The sequence below is a fragment of the Paenibacillus sp. FSL F4-0122 genome (genome assembly GCF_038002845.1).
GTDB lineage: Bacteria > Bacillota > Bacilli > Paenibacillales > Paenibacillaceae > Paenibacillus_AQ > Paenibacillus_AQ odorifer.
Window position 1 is genome coordinate 1,646,009 of sequence record NZ_JBBODI010000001.1, and the last position, 25,727, is coordinate 1,671,735.

The 25,727-nt window shown below is 45.6% G+C and carries 21 protein-coding genes; 7 read left to right on the top strand and 14 right to left on the bottom strand.

Going from position 1 to position 25,727, the window contains the following annotated elements; translation table 11 throughout:
* Positions 1-144 precede the first annotated feature (144 nt).
* A complete protein-coding gene (locus tag MHH49_RS06935; RefSeq protein ID WP_036676813.1) occupies positions 145-579 on the bottom strand; it encodes a BrxA/BrxB family bacilliredoxin in 435 nt (144 codons plus the stop codon).
* Between the two features lie 120 nt (positions 580-699).
* Positions 700-2,316 carry a two-component system sensor histidine kinase NtrB gene (locus MHH49_RS06940; RefSeq protein ID WP_339812296.1) on the bottom strand — a complete coding sequence of 539 codons (1,617 nt, stop codon included), beginning with the start codon at positions 2,314-2,316 and terminating at the stop codon, positions 700-702.
* 280 nt (positions 2,317-2,596) lie between these two features.
* Here MHH49_RS06940 and MHH49_RS06945 point away from each other — a divergent pair, with 280 nt between their 5' ends.
* Positions 2,597-3,865: a BaiN/RdsA family NAD(P)/FAD-dependent oxidoreductase gene (locus MHH49_RS06945; RefSeq protein ID WP_036676810.1), complete on the top strand. Its 1,269-nt coding sequence runs from the start codon at positions 2,597-2,599 to the stop codon at positions 3,863-3,865.
* Positions 3,866-4,310: 445 nt separating this feature from the next.
* On the opposite strand, the gene MHH49_RS06950 is transcribed toward MHH49_RS06945, so the two are convergent.
* The 3 genes from MHH49_RS06950 to MHH49_RS06960 all read right to left on the bottom strand — a co-directional run bounded on the left by MHH49_RS06950 (position 4,311) and on the right by MHH49_RS06960 (position 7,810).
* Positions 4,311-5,588: an ABC transporter permease gene (locus MHH49_RS06950; RefSeq protein WP_143766907.1), complete on the bottom strand. Its 1,278-nt coding sequence runs from the start codon at positions 5,586-5,588 to the stop codon at positions 4,311-4,313.
* A complete protein-coding gene (locus tag MHH49_RS06955; protein WP_036676805.1) occupies positions 5,567-6,307 on the bottom strand; it encodes an ABC transporter ATP-binding protein in 741 nt (246 codons plus the stop codon). Before MHH49_RS06955 ends, MHH49_RS06950 begins: the two co-directional genes overlap by 22 nt.
* Before the next feature lie 159 nt (positions 6,308-6,466).
* Positions 6,467-7,810, bottom strand: a complete 1,344-nt coding sequence (locus tag MHH49_RS06960; protein ID WP_051490936.1) for an MFS transporter — start codon at positions 7,808-7,810, stop codon at positions 6,467-6,469.
* A gap of 349 nt (positions 7,811-8,159) precedes the next feature.
* Between MHH49_RS06960 and MHH49_RS06965 the strand changes: the two genes are divergently transcribed.
* Together MHH49_RS06965 and MHH49_RS06970 are read left to right on the top strand one after the other, a co-directional pair.
* Entirely contained in the window at positions 8,160-8,627 is a 468-nt protein-coding gene (locus tag MHH49_RS06965) for a MarR family winged helix-turn-helix transcriptional regulator (protein ID WP_036676802.1), read from the top strand.
* Positions 8,628-8,728: 101 nt separating this feature from the next.
* Positions 8,729-8,935 (top strand): hypothetical protein, encoded by a 207-nt coding sequence (locus MHH49_RS06970; protein ID WP_341138061.1) that lies wholly within the window; start codon positions 8,729-8,731, stop codon positions 8,933-8,935.
* 471 nt (positions 8,936-9,406) lie between these two features.
* Here the strand turns inward: MHH49_RS06970 and MHH49_RS06975 are convergent, their stop codons facing one another.
* The 3 genes from MHH49_RS06975 to MHH49_RS06985 form a co-directional block, all read right to left on the bottom strand.
* Positions 9,407-10,915 (bottom strand): MDR family MFS transporter, encoded by a 1,509-nt coding sequence (locus tag MHH49_RS06975; protein WP_036676799.1) that lies wholly within the window; start codon positions 10,913-10,915, stop codon positions 9,407-9,409.
* Positions 10,916-10,945: 30 nt separating this feature from the next.
* Entirely contained in the window at positions 10,946-11,500 is a 555-nt protein-coding gene (locus MHH49_RS06980) for a GNAT family N-acetyltransferase (RefSeq protein WP_036676796.1), read from the bottom strand.
* A gap of 184 nt (positions 11,501-11,684) precedes the next feature.
* Positions 11,685-11,966 carry a hypothetical protein gene (locus MHH49_RS06985; protein ID WP_036676794.1) on the bottom strand — a complete coding sequence of 94 codons (282 nt, stop codon included), beginning with the start codon at positions 11,964-11,966 and terminating at the stop codon, positions 11,685-11,687.
* A 228-nt stretch (positions 11,967-12,194) separates the two neighbouring features.
* Here MHH49_RS06985 and MHH49_RS06990 point away from each other — a divergent pair, with 228 nt between their 5' ends.
* A complete protein-coding gene (locus tag MHH49_RS06990) occupies positions 12,195-12,674 on the top strand; it encodes a GAF domain-containing protein (protein ID WP_036676791.1) in 480 nt (159 codons plus the stop codon).
* An 86-nt stretch (positions 12,675-12,760) separates the two neighbouring features.
* Here MHH49_RS06990 and MHH49_RS06995 read toward each other — a convergent pair whose 3' ends face one another.
* From MHH49_RS06995 to MHH49_RS07005, 3 genes are all read right to left on the bottom strand, one after another.
* Entirely contained in the window at positions 12,761-15,193 is a 2,433-nt protein-coding gene (locus MHH49_RS06995) for a glycogen/starch/alpha-glucan phosphorylase (RefSeq protein ID WP_036676789.1), read from the bottom strand.
* A gap of 100 nt (positions 15,194-15,293) precedes the next feature.
* Positions 15,294-16,397 carry a glucose-1-phosphate adenylyltransferase subunit GlgD gene (gene glgD, locus MHH49_RS07000; protein ID WP_036676786.1) on the bottom strand — a complete coding sequence of 368 codons (1,104 nt, stop codon included), beginning with the start codon at positions 16,395-16,397 and terminating at the stop codon, positions 15,294-15,296.
* Positions 16,398-16,519: 122 nt separating this feature from the next.
* The gene (locus tag MHH49_RS07005) at positions 16,520-17,683 is read right to left on the bottom strand and encodes a glucose-1-phosphate adenylyltransferase (RefSeq protein WP_038568594.1); all 1,164 of its coding nucleotides are present in this window, start codon (positions 17,681-17,683) and stop codon (positions 16,520-16,522) included.
* A gap of 475 nt (positions 17,684-18,158) precedes the next feature.
* Between MHH49_RS07005 and MHH49_RS07010 the strand changes: the two genes are divergently transcribed.
* The 3 genes from MHH49_RS07010 (at position 18,159) to MHH49_RS07020 (ending at position 21,156) form a co-directional block, all read left to right on the top strand.
* Positions 18,159-18,842, top strand: a complete 684-nt coding sequence (locus MHH49_RS07010; protein WP_038568592.1) for a response regulator transcription factor — start codon at positions 18,159-18,161, stop codon at positions 18,840-18,842.
* On the top strand, positions 18,839-20,422 hold the full coding sequence (locus MHH49_RS07015; RefSeq protein WP_341138062.1) for a sensor histidine kinase: 1,584 nt from the start codon (positions 18,839-18,841) through the stop codon (positions 20,420-20,422). Before MHH49_RS07010 ends, MHH49_RS07015 begins: the two co-directional genes overlap by 4 nt.
* A gap of 167 nt (positions 20,423-20,589) precedes the next feature.
* A complete protein-coding gene (locus MHH49_RS07020; protein WP_341138063.1) occupies positions 20,590-21,156 on the top strand; it encodes an FAD-dependent oxidoreductase in 567 nt (188 codons plus the stop codon).
* Positions 21,157-21,548: 392 nt separating this feature from the next.
* Here MHH49_RS07020 and galU read toward each other — a convergent pair whose 3' ends face one another.
* The 3 genes from galU to MHH49_RS07035 all read right to left on the bottom strand — a co-directional run bounded on the left by galU (position 21,549) and on the right by MHH49_RS07035 (position 25,682).
* On the bottom strand, positions 21,549-22,469 hold the full coding sequence (gene galU, locus MHH49_RS07025; protein ID WP_341138778.1) for a UTP--glucose-1-phosphate uridylyltransferase GalU: 921 nt from the start codon (positions 22,467-22,469) through the stop codon (positions 21,549-21,551).
* Between the two features lie 18 nt (positions 22,470-22,487).
* A complete protein-coding gene (locus tag MHH49_RS07030; protein WP_036676773.1) occupies positions 22,488-23,474 on the bottom strand; it encodes a glycosyltransferase family 2 protein in 987 nt (328 codons plus the stop codon).
* A gap of 78 nt (positions 23,475-23,552) precedes the next feature.
* On the bottom strand, positions 23,553-25,682 hold the full coding sequence (locus MHH49_RS07035) for a glycosyltransferase family 39 protein (RefSeq protein WP_341138064.1): 2,130 nt from the start codon (positions 25,680-25,682) through the stop codon (positions 23,553-23,555).
* Positions 25,683-25,727 lie beyond the last annotated feature (45 nt).

A 25,727-nucleotide genomic window follows, 5' to 3' on the forward strand; every position in this document is an offset into this window, starting at 1 on the left:
ATGGTTCCATATCCATCAAAATATCCACTCAAACGAAGCTCATGCTTCTAAGCATATTCTATCCCATTATTGCTCTTATATTTTGAAAAATCCCGCATGCAGCCGATTTGCCGGCTGATGCGAGATTATATGGAATAACTGTTTTTACTGGCACAAACGATTGAAGACTTCTTTCAATTCAGCAGCAATTTCAGCAGCCGAACGATCTTCTACGCCATGACGTTCAATAAAGTGAACGAGTTCTCCATCCTTCATCAGTGCGATGGAAGGTGAGGATGGCGGATAAGGAGCAAAATATTCACGTGCTTTAGCAGTAGCTTCTTTCTCTTGACCTGCAAACACTGTGAACAAGTGATCCGGAGTGATTTCATTTTGCAAAGCCTGAGCTACACCTGGACGACATTGTCCAGCAGCACAACCACAGACCGAATTTACGACTACAAGCGATGTTCCTTTTGCGGTTGGAAGAGTAGCTTCCACCTCTTCTGGAGTCATAAGCTCCTGAAACCCGATACTTGTCAGGTCATCACGCATAGGCTGAATTGAATCTCTCATATATTGATTAAAAGACATGGACATTTCTCTGCACTCTCCTTCACTTTTCAACTGTTTGTCAGATAATATTACAGCAGTACTTACTAACTTTATTATACATTCATACTCTGTGAAAGCAAGAGATGCTGTAGAGGGTGATTCAATCTAAGAGCGAACCCCGCTGGGTTCCTCCTTATCCAATGGGAAGGAGATCGTAAATACCGTCCCCTCTCCTTCTACAGACTCTACATTTATTTTACCGTTGTGCCGCTCCACAATACTTAGGCACAAGGATAAGCCTAGACCTGTTCCCTGAATTTTCGTCGTAAAAAAGGGTAAAAACAACTTCTCGCGTTGACTTTCTGACATACCAACGCCGCTATCGGTGACAATCAACTCCACTTTATCATGAGTACTGCGTGTCTCCAGCGTCAGCACCCCCTTGGGTCCCATAGCCTCCATACCATTACGTCCTAAATTGAGAATAAGCTGCTTGATTTCCCGGACATTTAGTTCCAATTCATACAGTGATGGGCTCAGCTTCAGTTCAACACTTTGACCGCGAAGATTAGCATCAGCCCACAGCAATGGACTAACTTCTTCTATAATATGGTGCAGCAGCACCTTCTCTTTATCAGAAACCCGGCTCTGTGCCAAGGATAAAAAATCATTAATAATACTATTAGCGCGGTCCAGCTCTTCCATCACAATCTGATAATAAGAATCCAATTCTTGAGCACTCTTTTCTCTCATCAGCTGCAAAAAACCCCGAACTACCGCCATAGGATTACGAATCTCATGGGTAATTCCAGCAGCCATCTGCCCGACCAAGCTCAAACGTTCCACATGATCGAGCTCTACACGTAGTTTTTCCTCATTGGTCATATCCTGCACAATAATTACAGCACCACTTGTTACCCCTGAGCTCTTATGCATTAACGGCGCTGAATAAATCTGATAGATGCGCGACTCATGAATCATTTTTTCACTGGAACGCCGTTTAGAGCGGATATTATCACTTACCCGCATATATGCCTGTGTATCCACTGAGCTATGAAAAAACTTTTTTACCGGCTCGTCAATAATATCCTCTTTTCGCAAATTGGGATAATGAGCCCGCATCATTCCTAGCATACAATCATTAAGATCAGTTACAACTCCGTGTTCATCCAGAGACATAATACTCAGAGGGACTACATTGGTAATCTGCTGCAGCTTCTCGGACTCCCACTGGAAACTTTCACTGATATTCTCCATCTGTACTTTATCCTGCAATCTACTTCTAACCATCTCAACATAATATACAAAAATACCACCTAAAGCGATGGTGAAAAACAGATATACCGTAATCAGAAATGCTTGCACGGAATTAGATTCATATATATTTTTCCCGCCTATAATAGGGACTAACGCAATAAATAGCATGCTTGGACAAAGAATCATCCATAACATACCGATCTTCTCAACTACTGTACCTTTCTTAAAAGGTTTGGCCAGTCCAAACAGTAGCGGATATAATAAAATCCCTGAATTCAATATCACATTACTGATTCCTGTAGGCTCCGCGATGATTACATTGCAGATAAGCAAAAAAATGGACAGCAAAATGCCCGAACGGGTAGTTCCATATAAAATACCAATATACGCAGGGATTAATCCTAAATTTAAATAGGCTACACCAAACAAAGTTGTCGAAAGAAGAGAGCACAGGATAAGACTAAACGTACACGCCAAAATCAAAAAGGTCTGATCATTTGGGAGCTTCCCCTTTTTCCGTGTCACAAATCTACGGTCCACCCACCATTGAAAAAGAAAAAGAAAGGAGCATGCTGCCGATATTTGCAATAAGATATCCTTAACCGCACCAATAATTACAATCACACCCCAAAATGGACAAATTACCCTACATGCTTAGATTAAAGCACAGGATTACTCTCCTGACAACGATAATCACCTAATGATTGGACAAGACTGGTTACATGTGAATCAGAATGGTATGATTCCGTTAGGAATACCCGCGGAATAGGCTTCCGTGTCTTAACATGTAAAGGAGTAAAATTTCATGAGCAATTACGATGTGATCGTCATTGGGGGCGGCCCTTCGGGTCTAATGGCAAGCGTGGCCGCTGCAGAACACGGGGCATCCGTTCTGCTAATCGACAAGGGAGCAAAACTAGGCCGAAAGCTCGGAATATCTGGTGGCGGACGCTGCAATGTTACCAACGTCAAGGAAAGAGACGAGCTAATCGCCCATATTCCAGGAAACGGGCGTTTTTTGTATAGTGCCTTCGACCATTTTAATAATCAGGATATCATCGCCTTTTTTGAAGGTTTAGGCATTGCATTAAAAGAAGAAGATAACGGGCGGATGTTTCCCGTTTCCGATAAGGCCTCTAGTGTCGTCTCTGCCTTAATTAGCAAAGTACGGAGTCTAGGCGTACAGATTATGACCGACAGTCCCGTCTCAAGAATAATCTATAACGAAGGGGCTGTTAAGGGAGTCCAACTGAGCTCGGGCAAGACGATCGCCTGCACTGCTGTTATCATCGCTACCGGAGGCAAGTCCGTACCACAGACCGGCTCCACGGGAGATGGTTACCCTTGGGCAGAAGCCGCAGGGCACACGATCACCGAGCTGTTCCCGACAGAGGTGCCGATTCTTTCACGGGAAGAATGGATTAAGTCCGGCGAGCTGCAAGGTCTGTCGTTACGTGATGTGGTCCTTACTGTGTGGAATCCTAAAGGAAAGAAAGTCATCTCTCATCGAGGGGATATGATATTCACCCATTTTGGATTATCAGGACCCATTGCACTGCGGTGCAGCCAATTTCTGAGACAAGTCCAACGTAAATCCGGCACAGATACGGTGGAGATGTCCATCGATCTCTTCCCTGATCTGAACGCACAGGAAGTAGAATCTATGTTGCAGGATAAGCTGGATCAGGAACCAAAGAAAGCGATCCGCAATTCGCTGAAAGGACTGTTGCCAGAACGTCTCATCCCCCTCTTGCTGACTAAAGCTGAATTAGATGGGGATACAACCGGTCATCACGTCTCCAAGAATGGATTGCTTCTATTGGCTGGGATTTTGAAACGCATGCCAGTTTATGTGCATGGCACCCGTTCCCTATCCGAGGCCTTTGTTACCGGCGGTGGGGTAAATCTGAAGGAGATCGATCCCAAAAGAATGGAATCGAAGCTTATGCCGGGGTTATTCTTCTGCGGCGAGGTACTCGATATCCATGGCTATACAGGAGGCTACAATATAACAGCGGCCTTCTCAACAGGATATACAGCAGGCAAACACGCCGCTGACATTCGACTGGGATAATCTCTAGTGCAACGTGAATATCCTCCAAGCAGCTTACTGCTTTGAAAATGGCGGACCGTGCGATTCTCTCATTAATTAGAGAATCGCTCCTCTGTTTTGGGTTCGTTAGCTATGTGGAGCGTCTGCCTAATCAGCTACTGCGGCTTCGGACCCAGATGACGTTATTTACGTATTTTTCACCTTATTGGCAGGGTTTCGGACTCCAACGACGCTATTCCTTATAATGAGGCTCATATATGGTGTTTTTCATGGCAATAGCAACTATGGAGTCCGTTAGCATCCCAAAAGTGGAAAAATAGTATGTTTAGGAGCAGCTGTGTCCGATAGGCTAGCTAGGTACCTCATACGTACGTGCGTGCAATAGATCGAATCAAGACAAAAAAAGAAGAGTGCCCCAGCAGCCTTTTTACGGCTTATGGGGCACTCTTCCGTTCTATTTATATCTTTATTTCGCTAAGCGAAATGTTCCAAATATTCTAGAGCTAAACAGTGCAACGATATAACCTAGCGGGATGAACAGGATAATCCCAAACCATCCATATAAGGAAATACAGATCAGCGCAGAACAAATGATTGAAAAAGGAAACAGTAAGATAGGGACCGCACGCAGCCCCGCTTCGGCTTTTTGTTCTTTCGTAAACGGCAGAATTCCGATGTAATCATCTCCCACGAATAACGACCAGAACGACAACAGCCAATTGGTCATGAGGGAAACTAAAACTATAAAGCCCAGCCATTTGAACCCTGATGGAATGATAAATATCGCTAGAAGGGACACAGCAGTAAACGATAAGTAGAGCTTTAAATGGGCCGGATTCCGTACAAGTGCCTTAATCGCTGCCGCAGAGAAACGGCTCTCGGCAGTTTTTGATTTTAGCAAAGGCTGTGATTTCCGGAAAATCCACGGCTTATGGCGGGTCGGACGTGGCTTATCCAGTACGCCGCGGAGCAATAGGGCCGCTATTTTCATCCGCTGCTTATAATCTTCACGCACATCGTTCATGAATGTCCCACGCATCACTATACGCCGCTGAAGAGCGATTACCGCTACGACTGCAAAGAGTGCTGCAATCAGCAGCATAAAAACTGGACGGTTGTTCCAAAACGCAGCTGCACGGAAATAAATCCCACAGGGAACGGAGATGGCCAGAATCAGCCACAGCCAGCGCCGCCAGCCTTGCTTTTGTACTTTTACAATATGCCCAAGTAATTTAACGCACCAGCTACATGCCAGAGTCAGAGCGAACAGCGCCCATACCTCGGATGACAGCATTCCATATCCCCGAACCAGGAAAGGTAATAACAGCACAAAAGCTACACAGAACTTCAACGATGTTACGATCAGGCTGTACAGCAACCCGCGAAACATGATCGTATTTATCCATCGCTGCCGTTGTCTTAGAAATAATAGATCGCCTTCCTGCAATAATAGCACCAGTCCACCTCTACAGAGCAGGAGCACTAATAATGAAGGAATCAACATAAACGGCAAATCTGCACTCCAAGCTGGCAGTGCCTCATTCCAGAACCCGTAATATAACCGTCCTCCCAGAAATCCTCCGGGAATCAGTATATATAACAGCACAGTCCAATCGGCTGCCGTACGAATAATAGCAGATTGCTCACGCCAATGAGAAAATAATCGCCGCCAGAATAGCTTTTTGGAGGTAGGAAAAGCAAACCCTCGCTGCTTCTGCTTACTCATGTCAGTTCGTCGAAGCAATCAAACAACGACGCCTCCGGCAGCCCAGCATAATCACGTATATCTTCAAGCGTTCCTGCAGCGGCAACCCTGCCACCCGAGATCAGCACAAAATCATCGCAAATTTTCTCAGCAGTATCCAATACATGCGTAGACATTAATACACCAGCTCCGCGCTGCCGCTCCGCTTCCAGCAGTCGCAGGAAATCTTTAGTGGCCCGAGGATCCAAGCCGATAAAAGGCTCGTCCACAATATAAACATCCGGCTGTACCAAAAAGCCCAGCATCAGCATCATTTTCTGTTTCATACCCTTAGAGAAGCCAGCTGGAAGATCATCACGGACATGATTCATACCGAACTGCTTCAGTAATCTCTCCGCCGTTTCTTGAAACTGCTCATATTTTAGTCCATAAGCAGCAGCAGCCAAATCTAAGTGCTCCCATAAGGTCAGATCCTCATAAAACACCGGCTGCTCCGGTACATAAGCATAGGACTTATTAACTCCATTAAAGGAGACCTTAGCTTTGGTATTCTTAAGCAAACCGAGCAATGTTTTGATTGTAGTACTTTTTCCCGCACCATTTGGTCCGATCAGTCCGAGCAGCTGTCCACGCCGCACCTGAAATGAAATATCGAATATGCATGGGGCACCTGCTTCATAGCCTGCTTCATCGATCTCAACATCGAGTACAATCTCTTCGTCGCTCTCGGTATCCCCTGTTATTTCTACATTCTCCATATTCGCCAACTCCTAAATATTTCTTATAAATATTATTATCGAAATTCCAATCCAGAAAGATAGCTTCTCTAATCGTACTATATATACTTTCTCCAAGGAAGCATACTGATTTTTTCACAGCTAAGAGAACTACTCTTATATTTAAAAAGAAACCTCCCATTAAAGAGAGGTCTGTCCGAGAAGCTCTAGGTTATTTGTTGCTGAAATTCCTTCCTCACGTTTAATTGCCGCTTCATCTCTCCGCTCGATTTTACCACGCAGCATTAACAGCAACACTCCAAGCAGGGCTGTAAGCGTACCAGAGAGAATGAACGCTGGGACAGGTCCTGACGCTGTAACTAAAGCCCCACCGGCTACAGGTCCCAAGATAACAGCCGCACTTGTTAGACTGCCTATAGTTCCAAATACACGGCCCGTGTATTCCGCAGGGGTCCGCTGTTGCAGCATAGAATTGAAGGGAATAAACGCAAGGCCTGCTCCCACACCAGCAAACATAAAAGAACCAAACAAAGCGATGTTCATCCAGAGTCCAGCCTGACCGTGGGCAGTTACAATTCCTGCACTTGAGAAAACAACCCCCATAATTACAGCTCCCAATCCCATGAAGACGAGCGTATGTTTACCACTGCCTATACGGCTTACAAGCAGGGCTGACAGTAAGGTGCCAAGACCACTGGCTGCCACACACCAACCCAGCAGATCTCCGTTCACACCCGGAATTTCCCGGAATAACGTTACAATCTGCGAATCACCAATTTGCAGCATTAGCAGCACTAGCACCAGCATAGCAATCCCGCAAAGCACTACAGGCATTCCCACGATCACCTGCAGACCCGCCGACATTTCTTGGCGAAAAGACTTCCGAGCACCATTCTCCCCTGTGCTATCCTCTGCTGCATCTTTCTTCAGTGCAGCCGCACGCGGCAGTCCTATTAAGATGACCGCCGATAAAATGAAGGTAGCCGAGTCAATCACATAACAAGCGGCAATACCAAATGCGGCAACCAGCAGTCCACCGAGAGCAGGACCTACAATTTTAGTTATTTGTTCAATAGATGAGCTAAGCGCCATGGCTTTATCCATCTGGGCCGCAGGGACAAGCTCCTTGAGCTTTCCGCTTTTGGCTGGTGAAAAGAGTACATCCATGATCCCTTTAGCTACCAACAGGACATATACCTGCCAGAGAGAACCTGCAAATACCAAACAAACAACAATTCCGGCACGAGCAAGATCGGAACCAATCATCAGCGCCTTGCGGTTAAACCGGTCACTTAAATAACCTGCAAACGGCCCTCCCAAGAGCAACGGCACAGCCATACATAAAGATATAGCCGTAATTTCCCACGGTGTAGCATTCCATTTAAAACCTACCATTGTCAGTAGTGCTAGGATATGCAACCAGTCTCCCACATTCGATACAAGCTGTGCGGCAATAAGCAGCATAAAGGGCTTATTCGCCGTCAGCTTTCCTTCTTTTGAATCATGAGCCAGCTGTTCCTCCATCTTACTTCACTCCCCGTTACTATTTCTCGATGAAGTAATAGTAAAATATTGGAGAACATCAATCATCCGTCTGGAGGCGTAAATAGCGCTTGAACCTAAGGCTGAAATTCTTATCCTTTCAAAGACTGAAATCAAAAAAACCTTCGTTTTTACCGTATTTAAAAAATTGTTTGATTTTTAATAATTAAAAGTGTGCTCATTGTGACAAATCACATGTTCTTCATTCGCTCTTTCACGTATTCTAAGGTTATCTCAAGGTTCGTTGCACAGGTAACCCGTGCACTAATGACTATTGATTGCAAACTGTGCGATGAGTTCACACATGATTAACGATAGAGGGTGGAGAAGCATGATACAATCTTACGAACGTGATACGCAATTAACACTACATTTGTACCGGGTATTTGCCAAGTCTTTTAAGAGCATTAATGAACATGCTGTTACCGGCAGCAAAATTGAAGGTTTTAATCCGACTGCCTTTGCCGTTATGGAAGTTTTGTACTATAAGGGACCACAACCCATTCAACAAATTGGCGCCAAGCTGCTGCTGCAAAGCGGCAACGTTACTTACGTAATCGATAAGCTTGAGGAACGCGGCTATTTGCAGCGTAAGCCTTGTCCGAGCGATCGCCGTGTGATTTTTGCGGAGCTGACTACGGAAGGTGAACGTCTCATGAATGAGATGTATCCGAAATATTCGGAACGCCTGCATCTTGCTTTCAGCGGTCTGAATGATGATGAGAAGGAACAAATGATTGTTCTGCTCAAAAAGATGGGTCTACAAGCTGAGAAGCTGTCCCCTCTTCCTCGTAAGTAAGAGTCGCTTATTTATGTGTTACAGACAAGCTATTCTTGATTTCTGTTAATGGTAAAAAGAAAACCAATAGGCGATTCTCCGATTTATTTGAGAATCGCCTATTGGTTTTTTTGTTCTGCGCCGGCTTACTTGAGCAGATGATCGGTAAGTCGATGCCGAAGACGGACTTTGAGGTCCGCTTTTGGCAAACCTCGGATCATAGTCATCCTTATTCGGCAGGACTTGCAAGCATGCTTCCGATTGGACTTGGCGAGCACGCTTCCGATTGGGCGTCCCTTCTAGCTGACCGTTACTATCGCTCTCGGTAAAATTCACTTTTGATGTAACTCGCTATATTTTCGGCGCCCGATCTTGATGAACCTGAGCAGTAACTTAGGGAATAACTGCATTCTATACAGCTATTTCGTATGCAAATCGGCTCATTCTAACTTTAAGTGTATTCTGTACAATTAAAAACCAGACAAACCACCCCTAGGCGAGTAAATCAAGAAAATAGGTGTACTAAATACAGCTATATCCATTGAAAAAGTTACCGGCAGGATTATAGTTGTACGAAATACAACTAAACGCGTCTATCCACTACTTCCATCGACGCTCTACTCTAGAGGTTACATCAATCTGGCGTGCCACCGTCCGTTATTCCGTGCGTGATTCCATGTGCTACTCCGTCCGTTAGTCCATGTATCACTCCATGCGCTATTCCGTGCGTCATTCCATGCGCCACTCCAAGAGTCAATTCGTATGGTTCAACCACTTTAACACGCTATCTACCTAATAAGTTATGCCTTTTTCAAGGACGATGTAGCATCCTCTACTGAAGGCACACCCTTGCGCAAACCCCAGGATATTATCAGCGACAAAACAGCGAAAACTGCCATTACGATAAATAATGAATGAAGACCACCTTCAAGGGCATCACGCAGACTATTTGATACTTCCCCAGACAGGTTAGTTCCTGCATGCGATCCAAGCAGCTTATTAATATCATCCCCTGAGATGTTCGAATCCGGTTGTTTTCTTAACAGCTTATCAATATTCAAGTTCAGCCAAGAACCAAAAATAGCCACCCCAACAGTCTGTCCTAAAGAACGCGTGAACGCATTAAGCGCTGTAGATGCTCCCCGTTGCTCATACGCAACAGAGGACTGCGCAATAATCGTAAAGACTGTAGAAGAATACCCAAAGCCAACTCCACAGACCAGCATCAAGCATAAAAGCAGCAGCTGTGAAGACTCACCTGTTAAGAAAGCCAGGCCAATAGCCCCGGCAGCGATCATAATCAACCCAAGCATTGCGGTTCGACGCGAACCCGCTTTTAGAATCATCCGCCCTCCGGCGATCGAACCAAACATCCAGCCTACCGACATCGGCGCCAGTAGCAAACCTGAGATGGCGGCGCTTTTTCCGGATACACCCTGCACCCATAATGGCACATACGTAGAAAGCCCAATAATTAATGTGCTTACCAGCAGGTTAGCGCCAGTAGACACCGCTATGTTGCGGTTCGAGAATAGACCCAGCGGCAACATAGGTTCAGGAGCACGACGCTCCACAAAGAAAAATAAGACTAGCAGGATAACAGCCACACTTAGAGTTGCGATTAGCAGTGGGGATGTCCACTCCAGATTCTGTCCACCTGTGGAGAGACTGAAGAGCAATGCGCCCATACCAGCAGCGAACAGCAGCACCCCTGCCACATCAATTTGTGCTTTCCGACGTACCTTCTCTTCCTTCAGATAGCGGGCAATAAATACCATTGCTAATAAACCGAATGGCAGATTAAAAACAAATACCCAGCGCCAGCTTAGGTAATCTACTACATATCCCCCAAGAAGAGGACCTACCAAAGAGGAAATCCCCCATACAGAGCTAAGTAATCCTTGTGTCTTCGCTCTCTCCTCGATACTGTAAATATCCCCGATGATGGTAAAGGTCATTGGAATGAGCGCACCCGCGCCAATCCCCTGTATTGCCCGGAACAGGATCAGCTGCTCCATACTTTGCGAAATACCGCATAATAACGAGCCTAATAAAAAAACAGCTGCTCCCCACATGAACACCGGCTTGCGTCCAAAGAGATCACTGATTTTGCCGAAAATAGGAGTAGTAATAGCCATTGCCAGCAAATAAGAAGTGAATATCCAGCTAAGCCACTGCATTCCCTGAAATTCACCTACGATAGCTGGACCCGCTGGTCCTGTTACCGTTCCTTCAATCGCAGCTAGAAAGGTAGCTAGCAGCACCCCTATCAGTATTAATTTACGTTCTAAATCCCCTGTTGACTTCAATGTTCCAAACCCTCTCTTTATGTAATAAAATTATTCCCATTCCCCACGTAGAAGCGCATGTAGGGTCACATCCTGAAAGCCGGAAGGTGTCTGGCGATATTGACGCAGTATACCTTCCTTCTGAAAGCCGAGCGTTTGAACCAGCCTCTCCGCACGATTATTATCAGGATGACACAGCGCTTCTATCCGATTCAGCCCCATCCTATTAAAGCCGAAGTCGAGCACTAAACCAAGCGCTTCTTTCATATATCCAAGTCCCCAAAAGGCAGGCGCCAGATCGCAGCCAATTTCCCCGCGGTAAGCTCCCTGCAACTGCCAATAGTTATAACCGCAGCTCCCTATAACTTCACCTTCGGGTCCTACAATACTCCAGCGCAAGCTCTCCTCTTCCTGAGCCATCTGTGATAAAAAAGCAATCAGTTGCTTAGTCTCTTCTATAGAGGATAATGCTGGAGCCCCCAGCCAGCGGGTGACCTCTGGATGAGACCAGATCTGATATAATGCTGAAGCATGCTCAGTAGTCATGGCACACAGCTTCAATCTACTGCCGACCAGTGTGGGTATCACTCCATTGCAGATATACAAGTCTCTGCCCCCCTTCAACTTATCAATTATACATCATTCAAGAGTATATCCTTAAGATAAAAGTTCTAAATTCTTTAACATTGAAAAGAACAAATTCTACGCGTTAACATAAAAAGACGTCTGCATCAGGGGGCATACACTCCCTTAATACAGACGCTTTTTATTAAACTTAACTACAATGATTTCATTCCGCTTCATGAATAACTTCACTGCATAACACCTGAAGTTTGGCTCGAATATCCTTGAACTCTTCAATTCCAGTCCCCGTAATACTGTACCCTTCGGTATGGGCAGTCAGAAAGTTGTCCAGTGTCAGCTTTTCCAATTCCTGTTTCACTTCGCGTTCTCCTACACGATACCCCAGATCTTCAAGTCCGAGCAGCATCTCTGAGATCGTCACATCTTTATCCCGTGCACAATAAAGCATATGAATTCCTATGAACAAGTTCTGTACATCAGCGCGCATATTCCACCTCTTCCGGCTATATAGCCTTCGGTATTTATACTAGCATTACCCTCTGACCGATCCTCGGAAACATTATTGTGGCTGTTGCGCATTTCATGGACTTCAAGGAACATTCCATATTGTTACAGATTGGTATTGTCGCTTGACGTATCATGTCTAGCTGTACTATGTTGATAATTACAGTTATGAGTTCATATTTGAATTTAAAGTACAGGAAGGTGATGCTTCATGTTTCAAGCTATGCCTTACGATGGAACACGCAACGAGCAGTTTGAAGCGGTTCTAATCCAACTAGAAGCATTAGTAAAGGACGAACCAAGTGCTACGGCCAACCTGGCCAATGCTTCGGCACTGCTTAAACACGCTATGCCGGATACGAATTGGGCCGGTTTTTATTTATTTGATGGCAAGGAGCTTGTGCTCGGACCTTTCCAAGGTCTTCCTGCCTGCATCCGCATCCCGTTGTCTCGTGGAGTCTGCGGAACGGCTGCTGCGGAACGACGCACGCTAGTAGTTGGAGATGTCCATGCATTCCCGGGACATATCGCCTGTGACGCCGCTTCAAACAGCGAAATTGTTGTCCCGCTGATCAAGGATGATCGTTTGCTTGGCGTACTCGATATCGACAGTCCGCTGAAAGATCGTTTTGATGATGAGGAACGCCGGTTCCTAGAGCGGTTCGCTGCCCTGGTATCGGAAGTTATCTAAAGCAGCTCTGCCTTATAAAGCATAAGAAATAGGCTGTCTCATTTGTAGGAATCTCCTACTTATAAGACAGCCTAATCTTGTTGAGCCTATAGCCGTACCGGACTGATATTCCAAATCTCCGCGGCGTAGCGGCTAATCGTATTATCGCTAGAGAATTTACCGGAATGACCAATATTTATAATAGACTTCTTCAGCCATTCCTGACGGTTGCGGTATGCCCGGTCAATCTCGACATGAGTCTCGACATAACTTGCGAAATCCTTAAGTACAAAGAATTCATCGTTATTATCCAAAAGAGAATGGAAAATGGTCTCAAACTCCGCACCATGACAGCATATAGGTCCCGGATTAACCAACTGATCCAATACTTCCTTCACACGACTATCCCCATTGTAGATATCACGTGCGTGATAGCCGCCATGCTGATAATAATCCATTACCTGCTCAGCACGAAGACCGAACAGGAACATATTGTTGTCCCCTACCATCTCATGCATTTCCACGTTAGCGCCGTCCATCGTACCTACGGTTAATGCACCGTTCATCATAAACTTCATATTCCCCGTGCCGGAGGCCTCTTTACTCGCAGTAGAGATCTGTTCACTAATATCCGCAGCAGGAATGATCTTCTCGGCCAAGGATACCGAATAATTCTCAAGGAAAAAGATACGGATCTTGCCTTTAACATCCGGATCCTTGTTGACAGCCTCCGCCACAGTATTGATCAGCTTGATAATTCGCTTCGCCAAATGATAGCTTGGTGCCGCCTTTGCTCCGAATATAAACGTGCGGGGTACCATATCCATCGAAGGATTATCTTTGATTTGGTTGTACATATGCAGAATATGCAAAATATTTAGCAGCTGCCGCTTATAAGCATGCAGGCGCTTCACCTGAACATCAAAGATAGAGTCGGGGTCTACATGTACCGAATGCTTGCTGTAGATGTATTCAGCCAACTTGAGCTTATTCCGCCGTTTAATGCTGGCTACTTGTTCCTGGAAGGAAGCATCCTCACAATATTTAATCAAGCCAATCATCTCTTGCGGATGGCTCATCCAGCGGGTTCCTATCGATTGATTGATAAGGTTAGCCAGATCCGGATTGGCATGCATCAGCCAGCGCCGGTGAGTAATCCCATTCGTCTTATTATTGAAGCGGTGCGGGTACATTTCATTAAAGAGCCGCATTTCGCGTTTCATCAATATTTCTGTATGCAGCGCCGCTACCCCATTGACACTATGGCTCGCCACAATCGCCAGATGGGCCATGCGAACCTGATCGTCATGAATAATCGCCATCTGTGAAATCCGGTCCTGATCCCCGGGATAACGACTCATCAGCTCGCCGCAGAAGCGGGCATTGATCTCTTCAATAATAAGAAAAATACGCGGAAGCAAGTCCCTGACCATTTGAATAGGCCATTTCTCCAGGGCTTCGCTCAAGATCGTATGATTAGTATAGGAAACCATACGAGTTGTAATACTCCACGCTTCATCCCATCCTAATCCATGTACATCCATCAGAATCCGCAGCAATTCAGGGATTACAAGCGTCGGATGTGTATCATTGATATGAAGTGCAACCTTGTCGGGCAGCGATTGTATAGGGAGTCCAAGCTTTCCAAAGGTTCGCAGAATACTTTGCAGGCCAGCACTGCAGAGGAAGTATTGCTGCTTCAACCGCAACAGCTTGCCTTCGTATTGTGAATCATCCGGATACAGGAACTCCGAGATGGATTCAACGGAACGCTTATATTCCAGGAATTTATGATAGTCTGATCCGGCAAAAGAGCCAAAGGTTCTGGTAGGCTGAGTGATGGACTCCGCACTCCAGTTGCGCAGTGTATTCACATGCCGCCGATCTGCACCAATGATAGGCACATCATACGGAACTGCACGAACGGCCTCATATTGACTATGCTCAAAGATAAGCCGCCCGTTCTCCTCGCGAGTCTCAATCACGCCCCAGAACCTTACTTCTACCTGCTTGTCTTCACGACGCACTTCCCATACATTATCATTTTGCAGCCAGTAATCGGGCAGTTCCACCTGATACCCGTCAACGATTTTCTGCTCGAACAGGCCGTATTTATAACGTATACCGCAACCATGCCCCGCATATTGCAGGGAGGCCAGTGAATCCAAGAAACAAGCAGCTAGACGTCCAAGTCCTCCATTGCCAAGCCCAGCGTCGGCTTCTACCTCCTCAATATCCTGCAGCGAGAAACCAAGATCGGCCAATCCCTCACGCACGACCTCCAGCACGCCCATATTCAGCAGATTGTTCCCCAGAAGTCTTCCGATCAGAAACTCCATAGAAAAATAGTATACCTGCTTATCCTTATCCGTCTTGTACTTTTGATTGGTATCCGCCCAATTTTTCCCGGCATTCTCGCGAATCATGTTGCCTAATATTTTATAGACATCAGCATTAGAGGCTTCCTCCAAAGGTTTGCCCAATTTACTGATGAGCGTCTCGCGAAACACCTGTTTGAAAGTTTCTTTATCGTTAAACAACAGCAGGTTCCTCCTGACAAAAGCTTTTTTTAGGGATGCATTAGACTATGCCTGTAGATCAGATAGGTTATACTGTTTCGTTTCATCTAATCCAGTTGGTTTATATTTTGCTGCTCTTGGCGATCACAAATGGACGTTTACTATCCCCGACGAGAATTCGATTCTTACTTAAATGTACGTCCTTATCCATGATCACATTCTCAATAACAGCATCTTCCTCTATAATGCACTTCTGCATAATTACAGAATTGATGATCTTCGCTCCTTTACGTACCTGAACCCCACGAAAGATCACGCTGTTCTCCACCGTTCCAGCTATAATGCAGCCGTTAGCCACCAGTGAATTGCTGACATTTGCGCTTTCTAAATATCGGGTAGGAGCCTCATATTTAATCTTCGTCTGCACGGGACTTTCTTTGAACAGACTAAAGTAATTCTCCTGCTGAAGCAGCTCCAGACTATTCTTATAATAGCTTTCCAATGAATTAATTACGGCATGATAGCCATGATATTCATAAGCAGCGATTTTGAATTTATGACGGTTTTTCTGAATCACATCACGGAAAAAATAACTCTCACCATGTGCAATGCAATGTTCCACCTGCTCCAGGAACAGTTTTTTCTCCATAATGAAGATATCGAGATATAAATTGGGATGATCCTTCTCATGATGGATATTGGTCACATTATTCTCTTCGTCCACTTCAATACGCTGGCATAACTCATGTTCTGGCTGCAATTGCTCTATTTTTTTGTATACTACTGTAACGTCGGCACCCTTCTCCAAATGATAGCTGTACAAGTCCTGGAGATCGATAGTATTAATATGCTGGCTGCCGGAAAACACAATATATTTAGCAGATCCCCGTTTAAAAAGATCCAGATTATTATGATAATGCTGAAGGTCGCCAAGAGAAGTATCGGTGGGATCATTCCAGTCCGGAGGCAAAATAAATAGTCCCCCATGCTTGCGATTCATATCCCAAGATTTCCCGTCACCCAAATGGTCCATTAAAGAACGGTATTTACGGCGAACAAACAGGCCCACGCTCTCCAGATCCGCACGCATCATATTGGAAAGCACAAAATCTATCAACCGATAACGACTGGCAAAAGGTACGGCTGCACCACAGCGGAAATAAGTGAGTTCATTTAGTTTATCGAGTTCATGATCCAGATTAATTACACCCATGAGTTGCTTCATCGGAATCCACCGTCCTCTTATAATTTATAAGAAAGTATAAGTTTCACTATATACTTTATCCTTATAAATCTCGCATAAACGCTTACCGTCCCTAGAAGGACGCCGAAGGCGTTTTAGCTTGATTATATGGTTTTGGCCACAGCTGATTTACGTTTCTTGCTTTTATTGTCGATCAGCAGAATTTCGTTCTCGTTCTCCCGCTCGATGCCTATTTCCATATAATCGTCGATTACCGTATTCTCACTAATAATCGCTTTATGAATGCGTACGTTCTTACCAATCTTAACCTTAGGCATAATTACGGAGTCCGTAATCACACTGCCTTCACCTACTTCTACGCCATAAAAAAGAACCGAGTGCTTCACTTCACCATGCACAATGCAGCCTTCATTAATAATGCATCCTGACACTTTCGCCCCAGGTGCGACATATTGGGCAGGTTGATTCGGATTGCGTGTAAATATGCGCCAGCTGGGATCATTTAGATTAAGCGGTGGATTATCGCTCAGTAAATCCATATTCGCTTCCCACAGGCTGGCTACCGTACCGACGTCTCTCCAATACCCTTCAAAAGGGTACGCAAATAAAGAGTTCCCGTCTTCCAGCATCAAAGGAATGATATCTTTACCAAAATCGTGAGATGATCCTATATTCTCTCCGTCCTCCAGTAAATGCTTGCGGAGAATTTCCCATTTAAAGATGTACACACCCATAGAAGCTAGCGTGCTTTTTGGCTGTGCAGGCTTTTCCTCAAATTCGTAAATTTTCAGATCGTCCTCCGTATTTAAGATTCCAAATCGACTTGCTTCCTCCAGCGGAACGTCAATCACAGAAATCGTGCAATCTGCGTTTCTCTCCTTGTGGTATTGCAGCATAGCATGATAATCCATTTTATAAATGTGATCACCGGATAGAATAAGGACATGCTCGGGGTCGAACTGATCTACAAATTTAAGATTTCGATAAATCGCATCGGCTGTTCCCCGATACCAGCTGCTTCCATTCTCACGTTCATGCGGTGGCAATACGAATACTCCACCATTCTTACGGTTCAAATCCCAATCACTGCCTACTCCGATGTAAGAATGTAGTATAAGTGGCTCATACTGTGTCAATACACCGACAGTATCAATACCCGAATTGGAGCAGTTACTTAAAGGAAAGTCGATAATCCGATAAGTGCCCCCAAAATAGACAGCGGGCTTGGCAAGCGATTTGGTTAAACCTTTCAATCTTTTGCCTTGGCCTCCAGCCAATAGCATGGCTACCATTTCTTTTTTCTTCATGGAAAAGCCTCCCTTGACTTATGGGTAATATAAAGTTCAGCAAACCTAGGATGAATGAACAGAATTCCAGAAAGAAGTGAATTAGAAAAGAAATACACCAGAAAGAAATGAGCCTTGATAGGAAGATGACAAAGTTGAAAAAACGAGGAAGGAAATTTTACACGTTCGGATGATCTAACCTAAAATAGGGAGAGCATTCTCCAAAATCAAGAGCCTGAATCAGGAGATTATCCTTATTGTAAAGTGTTCTATATTCTTCGTCAAAACCCTTTATCGCAATTCCGAAAATCCGGAATTTTTAACCCTGTTTGTCATTAAACACGTTAATATTCCTTATAACTAGATTAACCAATTTAAAGCCATGTGAAAGAAATTCGCTCATTTATTCTAGAAAAAGTATCCTCCGGTCTTCAGCAAACATTCAACCGGATATGGCATAATGAAGCTATCTATCACCGATTTGGAGGAACCTATGATGAAAGCAGTACAAGGAGTTCGACTTCTGCTCGTAGATGATGAGCCTCATATATTACAGTTCCTGGAACTGGGTCTCCTTAATGAAGGTTTTGAAGTAAGAACCGCGTCGGACGGGCTAAGCGCCATTTCAATTGCAGCTGAATTCAAGCCCCATGTAGCTATCCTGGATGTTATGATGCCGGGTATGGATGGATTCGAGGTATGTCACTATCTGCGCTCGGAAGAGACAGAGGTAGCTGTCATCATGCTTACTGCAAAAGACGAAGTGGATGATCGCGTAAAAGGACTATCTATTGGTGCTGACGACTATATGGTCAAGCCCTTCAGCTTTGATGAATTACTAGCGCGGATCCAAGCGCGGCTGCGGAATCAGTTTCCGGGGCTGCTAGGTGAGGTCCGCTGCGGTCCTTTCCGAATTGACAGCCGGCGAAAGGAAATTCGCTTCAGGGAGGAAGTACTTGAACTATCCCCTACGGAATACGAGTTATTACAGTATCTCGTTATCAATCACGGCCTTGTACTCAGCAAGCCTATGATTCTTGATAAAGTGTGGGGCTATGATTTTGGCGGTGAGGAAAATATTGTTGAGGTCTATATCCGTTCGCTTCGTGAGAAGCTCGGAGATAAGGAGCACCGTATTATCCGTACCCTGCGGGGCGCAGGCTACCGGGTGGATCTATGAGCACTCCCATCTTCAGATGGCTTCGCAGACTACCTGCACCACGTTCCCTGCGTAAACAGCTGCTTGCCACATCGCTGCTCATTCTATCAGGATTGCTGCTGCTAATTGGAGTCTTACAATATATCCTTATGCGAGATTTTATATACAGCAATAGAGCGGAGTCTATGGAAGCGCAAATACGTTCTGTCCCCCGTGAGATGTTTTTCAACTTTTTTAATTCCTATGACGAGGACACCACAGGTATAAATGACACGAACAACGAGTTTAACAGCAATTTCCCGATGGAAAGAGAAGACATGAATAAAATGCCAAGTGGGCTGCGAACTGGCGAGAACCGGCGTCCGCTTCTGCTTGATGCCCATACAACTCTCGCCATGTACAGCTCGGATGGCACCTTCAGGGATTTACAGCAATTGACCCTCTCAGATATAGCAGCACCCAGGTTGACCAATGAGCAATACGATGCGCTGCTGATTCACACCACAGATAGGGCAACAGGAAATTACAAGCTCATCCAAGCTGAAGACGGCACTGAACATCTAGCCATATTCATGAATCTTTATAGGCCTGGAAATACTAGATTGCTGCTGCAAATGAGTGTGAGCACGGGGCCATTAACGGATGTGATTATGCAGCAGCTGCTGATCTACGCAGGTTTGTCAGTGATTGCTTTATTGACTGGATTATTCCTATACTTGCCGGCCCTGCGAAAGACGTTAGTTCCTCTTTCTAATATGGGAGAATCGGCTGAGATCATTAATGCCGGTAATTTGGACATTCGGTTTCCAGTTGACCAAGGACAGGCCGAGATCGACAAGCTTGCTCATTCATTCAATGGTATGCTCGAACGTCTCGAAATATCCTTTCATAATGAACGGGAGGCCAAGGAGCAGATGCGCAGGTTCGCTGCCGATGCTTCTCACGAGCTTAGAACTCCGCTTACCTCAATACACGGTTTTCTTGAGGTCTTGCTGCGGGGCGCCGCCGATAATAAAGAACAGTTATATAACTCGTTGCGGAGCATGCATGGCGAATCGAAACGGATCAATAAGCTGGTCGAGGATCTGCTACTGCTCGCTCGGATGGACGGAGCTCCACAACTGCAGATGACTGATCTGATCCTCAGCGAGGTGATTCACGAAATGAAGCCGCATCTGCTTTTGCTCGCAGATCAACGTAAAGTTACTTTTGATATCTCCTATGGCATCCGTGGTAAATATGATCCCTATAAGCTCAAGCAGGTGATTCTGAATCTGTTCCACAATGCAGTTCAGCATACCGATACCGCGACAGGGAGCATTCATCTTTCTTTACAAGCGGAAGGAAATCAAGCTCTATTAAGCGTGCGGGATAATGGCTACGGAATTCCCGGAGAGCATCTCCCACATATCTTTGATCGATTCTACCGCAGTGACTCCTCTCGCACACGTAAATACGGCGGATCAGGTTTGGGTCTCTCCATTACAAAATCTATTGTCGAGGCACATCACGGCAAGATTAGTGTAAATAGCACTGTTGGCGAGGGGACAACGTTTACGGTTAGCCTGCCTTGCGAGGAAGGATTAGCCAAGGAAGAGTAACAACCGTTATAATTAAGAGGAACTGGAGCATCGCTCCACAAAACCAAGCGTATGCTTTCGTTGCCAGTTTTGCTATGTAGTCCATTCTAAGGAGCATCGCTCCACAAAACTTAAGCGTATGCTTTCGAAGCGAGTTTTGCTCCACAAAACTTTTAGGAGGTAAATACATGTACGAAATCGCCGTAATTGGCGCCGGTCCTGCCGGTGCAAGCGCAGCCCTGTTCGCCGCCAAGGCGGGCAAAAAAACGCTGCTAATCGACAACGATAAGGGCATGACCCGCAGAGGTTGGTTTGAGAACTTTTATGGAATTTCCGAAGTAGGTGGTCCTGAGCTGGTCGAAACCGGGCATAAGCAAGCCGTTAAATTTGGCGCTGAGCTGGTTTCCGAGCAGGCTATCAACCTCACCTCCAGCGGCAATGGTTTTGTCATTGAAACTGAAGATGGAATTATCCATGAAGCAAAACATGTCATTCTCGCCACAGGCGCCCTTACAGATCTAGCTGCCAAAGCTGGCGTAGAGACTAAGGATGGTACAGAGCCAAGAATCAAAACTGTAGTAGCCGTTGATGCTGAAGGCAAAACGAATATCGCAGGCATTTGGGCTGCTGGTACTGTTGCTGGAGTAAGTGTACATGCGATTATTACCGCAGGCGATGGTGCGAAGGTAGCTATTAATGTAATTAGCGAGTTAAATGGTGCGCGTTACGTTGATCATGATGTGCTGAAAGCTTAATCTATACTCAAAACATAAATCCGGAGGATGATTCTTAGGAATCGGTCTTTCGGATTTTTTCGTCACCCAGGAGAAACAAGGTTAAGAAATTTAAAAATAACTGCACTTGATGCAGCTATTTCATACAATAACACCCACACGGCTGTTTTAAGTGTATTTTATGCAACTAAAAACAGGCTAACTGAGCATTCTAGCTAAAATGTGAAGATATAGATGTATCAAGTGCAACTAAATCGATTTGCAGCTGTCCCCCCATACTTTTAATTGTATAAAGTACACTTATTTGCTCGTCCCTCACCTGCCTTTTGAACACCGCACGCAAAAAAACTGCTTCAAAACCTCATCCCACCGCCGAAGCCGATGTTATGATCGTTTGAAACAGTTTCTCTCCCTCAACTGTGTATACTCCAATGCAAGGAGTCCACTTCTTTTTCTCTTCCCTTAAGACTAGCAGCCAGCTCCTGCAAATACGGAACCAATAATGGGCGCAAATCCTCCCGCATCAAACCTACCTCCAGCGTGGCTTTAATGTAACCAAATTTATCACCAATATCATAACGTTTGCCGATTAAATCCAGCGCCAGCAATCCTTCTTGCCGGCATACCTCGTGCAAAGCATCCGTCAGTTGATATTCACCGCCCGCCCCACGTTCGAGGTTAGCCAGTACTGAGAATATCGTAGGCTCCAAAATGTATCGCCCCATAATGGCGTACTCTGAAGGAGCCGTTTCAGGCGTGGGCTTCTCTACCAATCCTTTTACTTCATGAACTCCATTTAGTGAGCCGCTGGAGGAGATAATCCCATATTTGTTAACCTCCTGCCGTGGCACATGCTGCACACCGACGATGGTCTGCTCCTCTTGCTCATACAATCTCATCATCTGCAGCAGCGCCGGGTCCTCCGAGACCATGATATCGTCACCAAGCAGAACAGCAAAAGGTTCATCACCGATAAATTGTTCCGCACAAAGGATGGCATGGCCTAGTCCCAGCGGCTCCTTTTGCCTAATGTAATGGATGCTCGCTAGCTCACTAATTAGCTGGACTTCACGAAGTAGATCCTCTTTCCCTTTTTCCAGAAGCGTCTGCTCCAGCTCCACCGATTTATCAAAATGATCTTCAATCGACTTCTTATTACGGCCGGTCACGATGATAATACTTTCAATACCAGACCGAACGGCTTCCTCTACGATATATTGAATCGCTGGTTTATCCACAATGGGCAGCATTTCTTTTGGCTGAGCCTTAGTTGCAGGCAGGAAACGAGTGCCTAAGCCCGCGGCGGGAATGACAGCTTTTCTAATCTTCATCAGGAATCCCTCCCTTGCAGTTTATTTACGGAGATGGGTCACAGGGTGCTCACGAACATTCTTTTGCTGCCCCTTACCTTCATAGAACTCTTGGACAATATAAAGCGGACGTCCCTTAGTTTCATCATAAATCCGGCCGATATACTCACCTAGTATTCCTAGCATAATGAGTACGAAGCCATTAAAGGTCAGCGTAATTCCAATCATCGAAGCCCAGCCCTTAACGACTGAGTCTGTAAAAATTACCAGGTACAATACATACATAAGGTACAGAAAACCAGAAGCCGACAGCAGTGCGCCCAAATATCCTGCCAGCTTCAGCGGCTTATAAGAAAAGGAGGTGATTCCGTCCAAAGAGAGCTTGATCATACGTTTTAGTGGATATTTTGTTTCCCCCGCCAGACGTTCATCCCGTTCATATTCAATCGCCTTCTGACGGAAACCAACCCAGCTGACCAGTCCGCGTACGAAACGGTTTTTCTCCGGTAGACGTTTGAGCTCTTCGCAAACCCTACGATCTATGAGCCGAAAATCACCTGTATCCACAGGGATAGAAATATCGGTTGAATAACGCAGAATTCTATAAAACAGGCTGGCCGTCCACTTTTTGAATAAGGATTCACCGTTTCGCTTCACCCGTTTAGCATATACAACTTCATACCCCTTCTTCCATTCTGCAATCATGTCCAAGATCAATTCAGGCGGGTCTTGCAAATCAGCATCAATAATGACAACTGCATCCCCAAGGGCATAGTCCATTCCGGCAGTAATAGCGATCTGATGTCCAAAGTTACGTGACAAATCGATCAGCTTCACACTCTCATCCCAATAGCTATATTCCTCGATCATCTGGGCACAGTTGTCTGTGCTGCCGTCATTCACGAAGATCAGCTCATATACTTCCTCCGTCATTGCCATCACTTTTTTAATACGACGATACGTTTCCTGAATGACTGCCTCTTCATTAAACATCGGTATAATAATGGAATAGCGCACGTTGATACTCATGAGCAGCTCCTCCTTTAATTTGAATGCTGAAGCGTGCCTGCAAATGTATTAGCACGCTTCGTATCCTGAAACATTGAACTAGTTAACTGTAACTTTGTATAACGTTCCGCTGTTGCCAGCGTCGTTTCCTGCCCAATCCGCTGCTGGAACCTCTATGCCATTGTCGGTAATCCATGTAGATAGCGTAGAATTCCCTCCACGTCCACCACCCATACCGCCGCTGCTCAGCAGGAAGTATTTCACCTTGCCACTCTCTACTAACGCCTTTAGGGTATCTGTGGTATATACTGTGTCCGAATTGGAAAAACCGTTCAGAATAACAACCGATGCCCCCTTATCGACGATATAAGGAGCTGCTGTGCCATAATCCAATACGGCAAACAGATAAGGCTCCCCAGTATTATTTTCCTCCAGATAGGACAACAGACTCTCATTCGCACTTGTGACGCTATTACGCCCAAAGTTGCTAGAATTACCGCCCATTCCTCCTCTACCCTCACTGCTGCCTGGTCCTGCTTCAGGGGTTTGACTGTTCAGGCCATAAGTAATAGGGGTAGCTGCCCAGTAGAGCGGGCCAATTAACAATACTAGTACAGCGACAATACTTGCCGAGAAAACAAATGGCTTCTGCTTGCCTTTAAGAACGGCCAGCACCAAAGAAACAACTATACCGGCTGCCAAAATGCCAATCGACCAGCCCCTGCCAATCGTATCGTCATAAGGATGAATAATGTACCATTGAAAAACTGCTGTAACCAGCGTCGCAACTGGCAATAGCCATGACAGCCAACCAGAGTGCTCGCGATACAGACTCCAGAGCTTTGACCAGCCTGCACCGACCAGCGCGGCTATCGGCGGAGCCATCATCACCAGATAATATTGATGGAAGAATCCCGCAATACTGAAGAATCCCATCACCGGGACCAGCCATGCTAACCAGAATAGAGCTTCTTTATGCCCTTGCGTAAAGTTCCTTCTCCGCAGATTAGCGAATAATCCAATACAACCAAACAATACAAAAGGCAACATCCAGCTTGCCTGACCTGACAGCTCTGATTGGAACAGGCGCAGTGGACCTGCGGTTCCAGTATTGAACATTCCACCTCCGCCGCCATTCATGCCGCCGCGTTGTCCTTGGCCCCCACCTTCACCACCAAATTGCCGGTTTTGATTATCTGTTCCACCGCCGGGTGGTTGCCCTGGTGAACCTCCATCATCGGCGCCATTTTGACCGTCTGAGGTTGAATTTATGCCTTGCCGACCCGAAAATGCTCCACGTCCGCTATCCGTACCATTTTCAGCATCTGCCCCGTTCATAGCGGGTCTTTCACCGTTCATAGCTGGCATCTCGCCATTCATGTTCGGCATCTCACCACCATTCATTGAAGGCATTCCACCTCCGCCACCACCTGTCCCCCGATCACCCGTCAATCGCGCGACACCATTATAACCAAAGGCAAGATTGAGCACGGAGTTAGTACCGCTGCTGCCGATATAAGGTCGTTTACTAGCGGGAATCGAATCCACTATCACTGCCCAGGATAACGAGACCACGAGTAATATAGCTGTCGAGGCCGCTAATACTCCAGCTTTTCGCTTCCAGTTCACTTTCGCAGCCAAGACATAAAAGAGATAAAAAGCCGGCAAAACCATATAAGCCTGCAGCATCTTCTCATTAAACCCAACACCGATTAAAGCGAATGCGGCAAGGAGACTGCCCAGCTTATTACTCTTCGTTCCTTTAAATAAAAACCAAACCGCCAACAGTAACGTGAATACTAACAAAGCATCAATGTTATTCGTCCGGCTAACAGCCGCCGCTACTGGAGTTGTTGCCATGGCCAGCGCTGCTAAACGTGCTGCCGCTTTACCAAAGGTAGGTTTAACCAGAAGGTATACGAGCAACACGGAGCCCACGCCCCCAAGCGCCTGAGGTAAAATTACACTCCAGCCATGCAGCCCGAAAATGAGTGCGCTAAGAGTCTGAATCCAAAAGGTGACCGGTGGTTTATCCACCGTGACTGAACCTGCAGAGTCGAGTGAAGCGAAGAAGAAATTATGAAAGTTTTGCAGCATACTTCCCACGGCAGTGGTGTAGTATGTATTCACATAGTGGTCATTCCAAACTCCATAACCGTACAAAAAAGCAGCGAGTATTAAAATGAGCCACAGTATAAGATCCGAGCTTATTTTTTTAGCAAAACTCATCTCCATTCACTCCTATCCCTTGATCATTCTATATGCCGGCAGTTC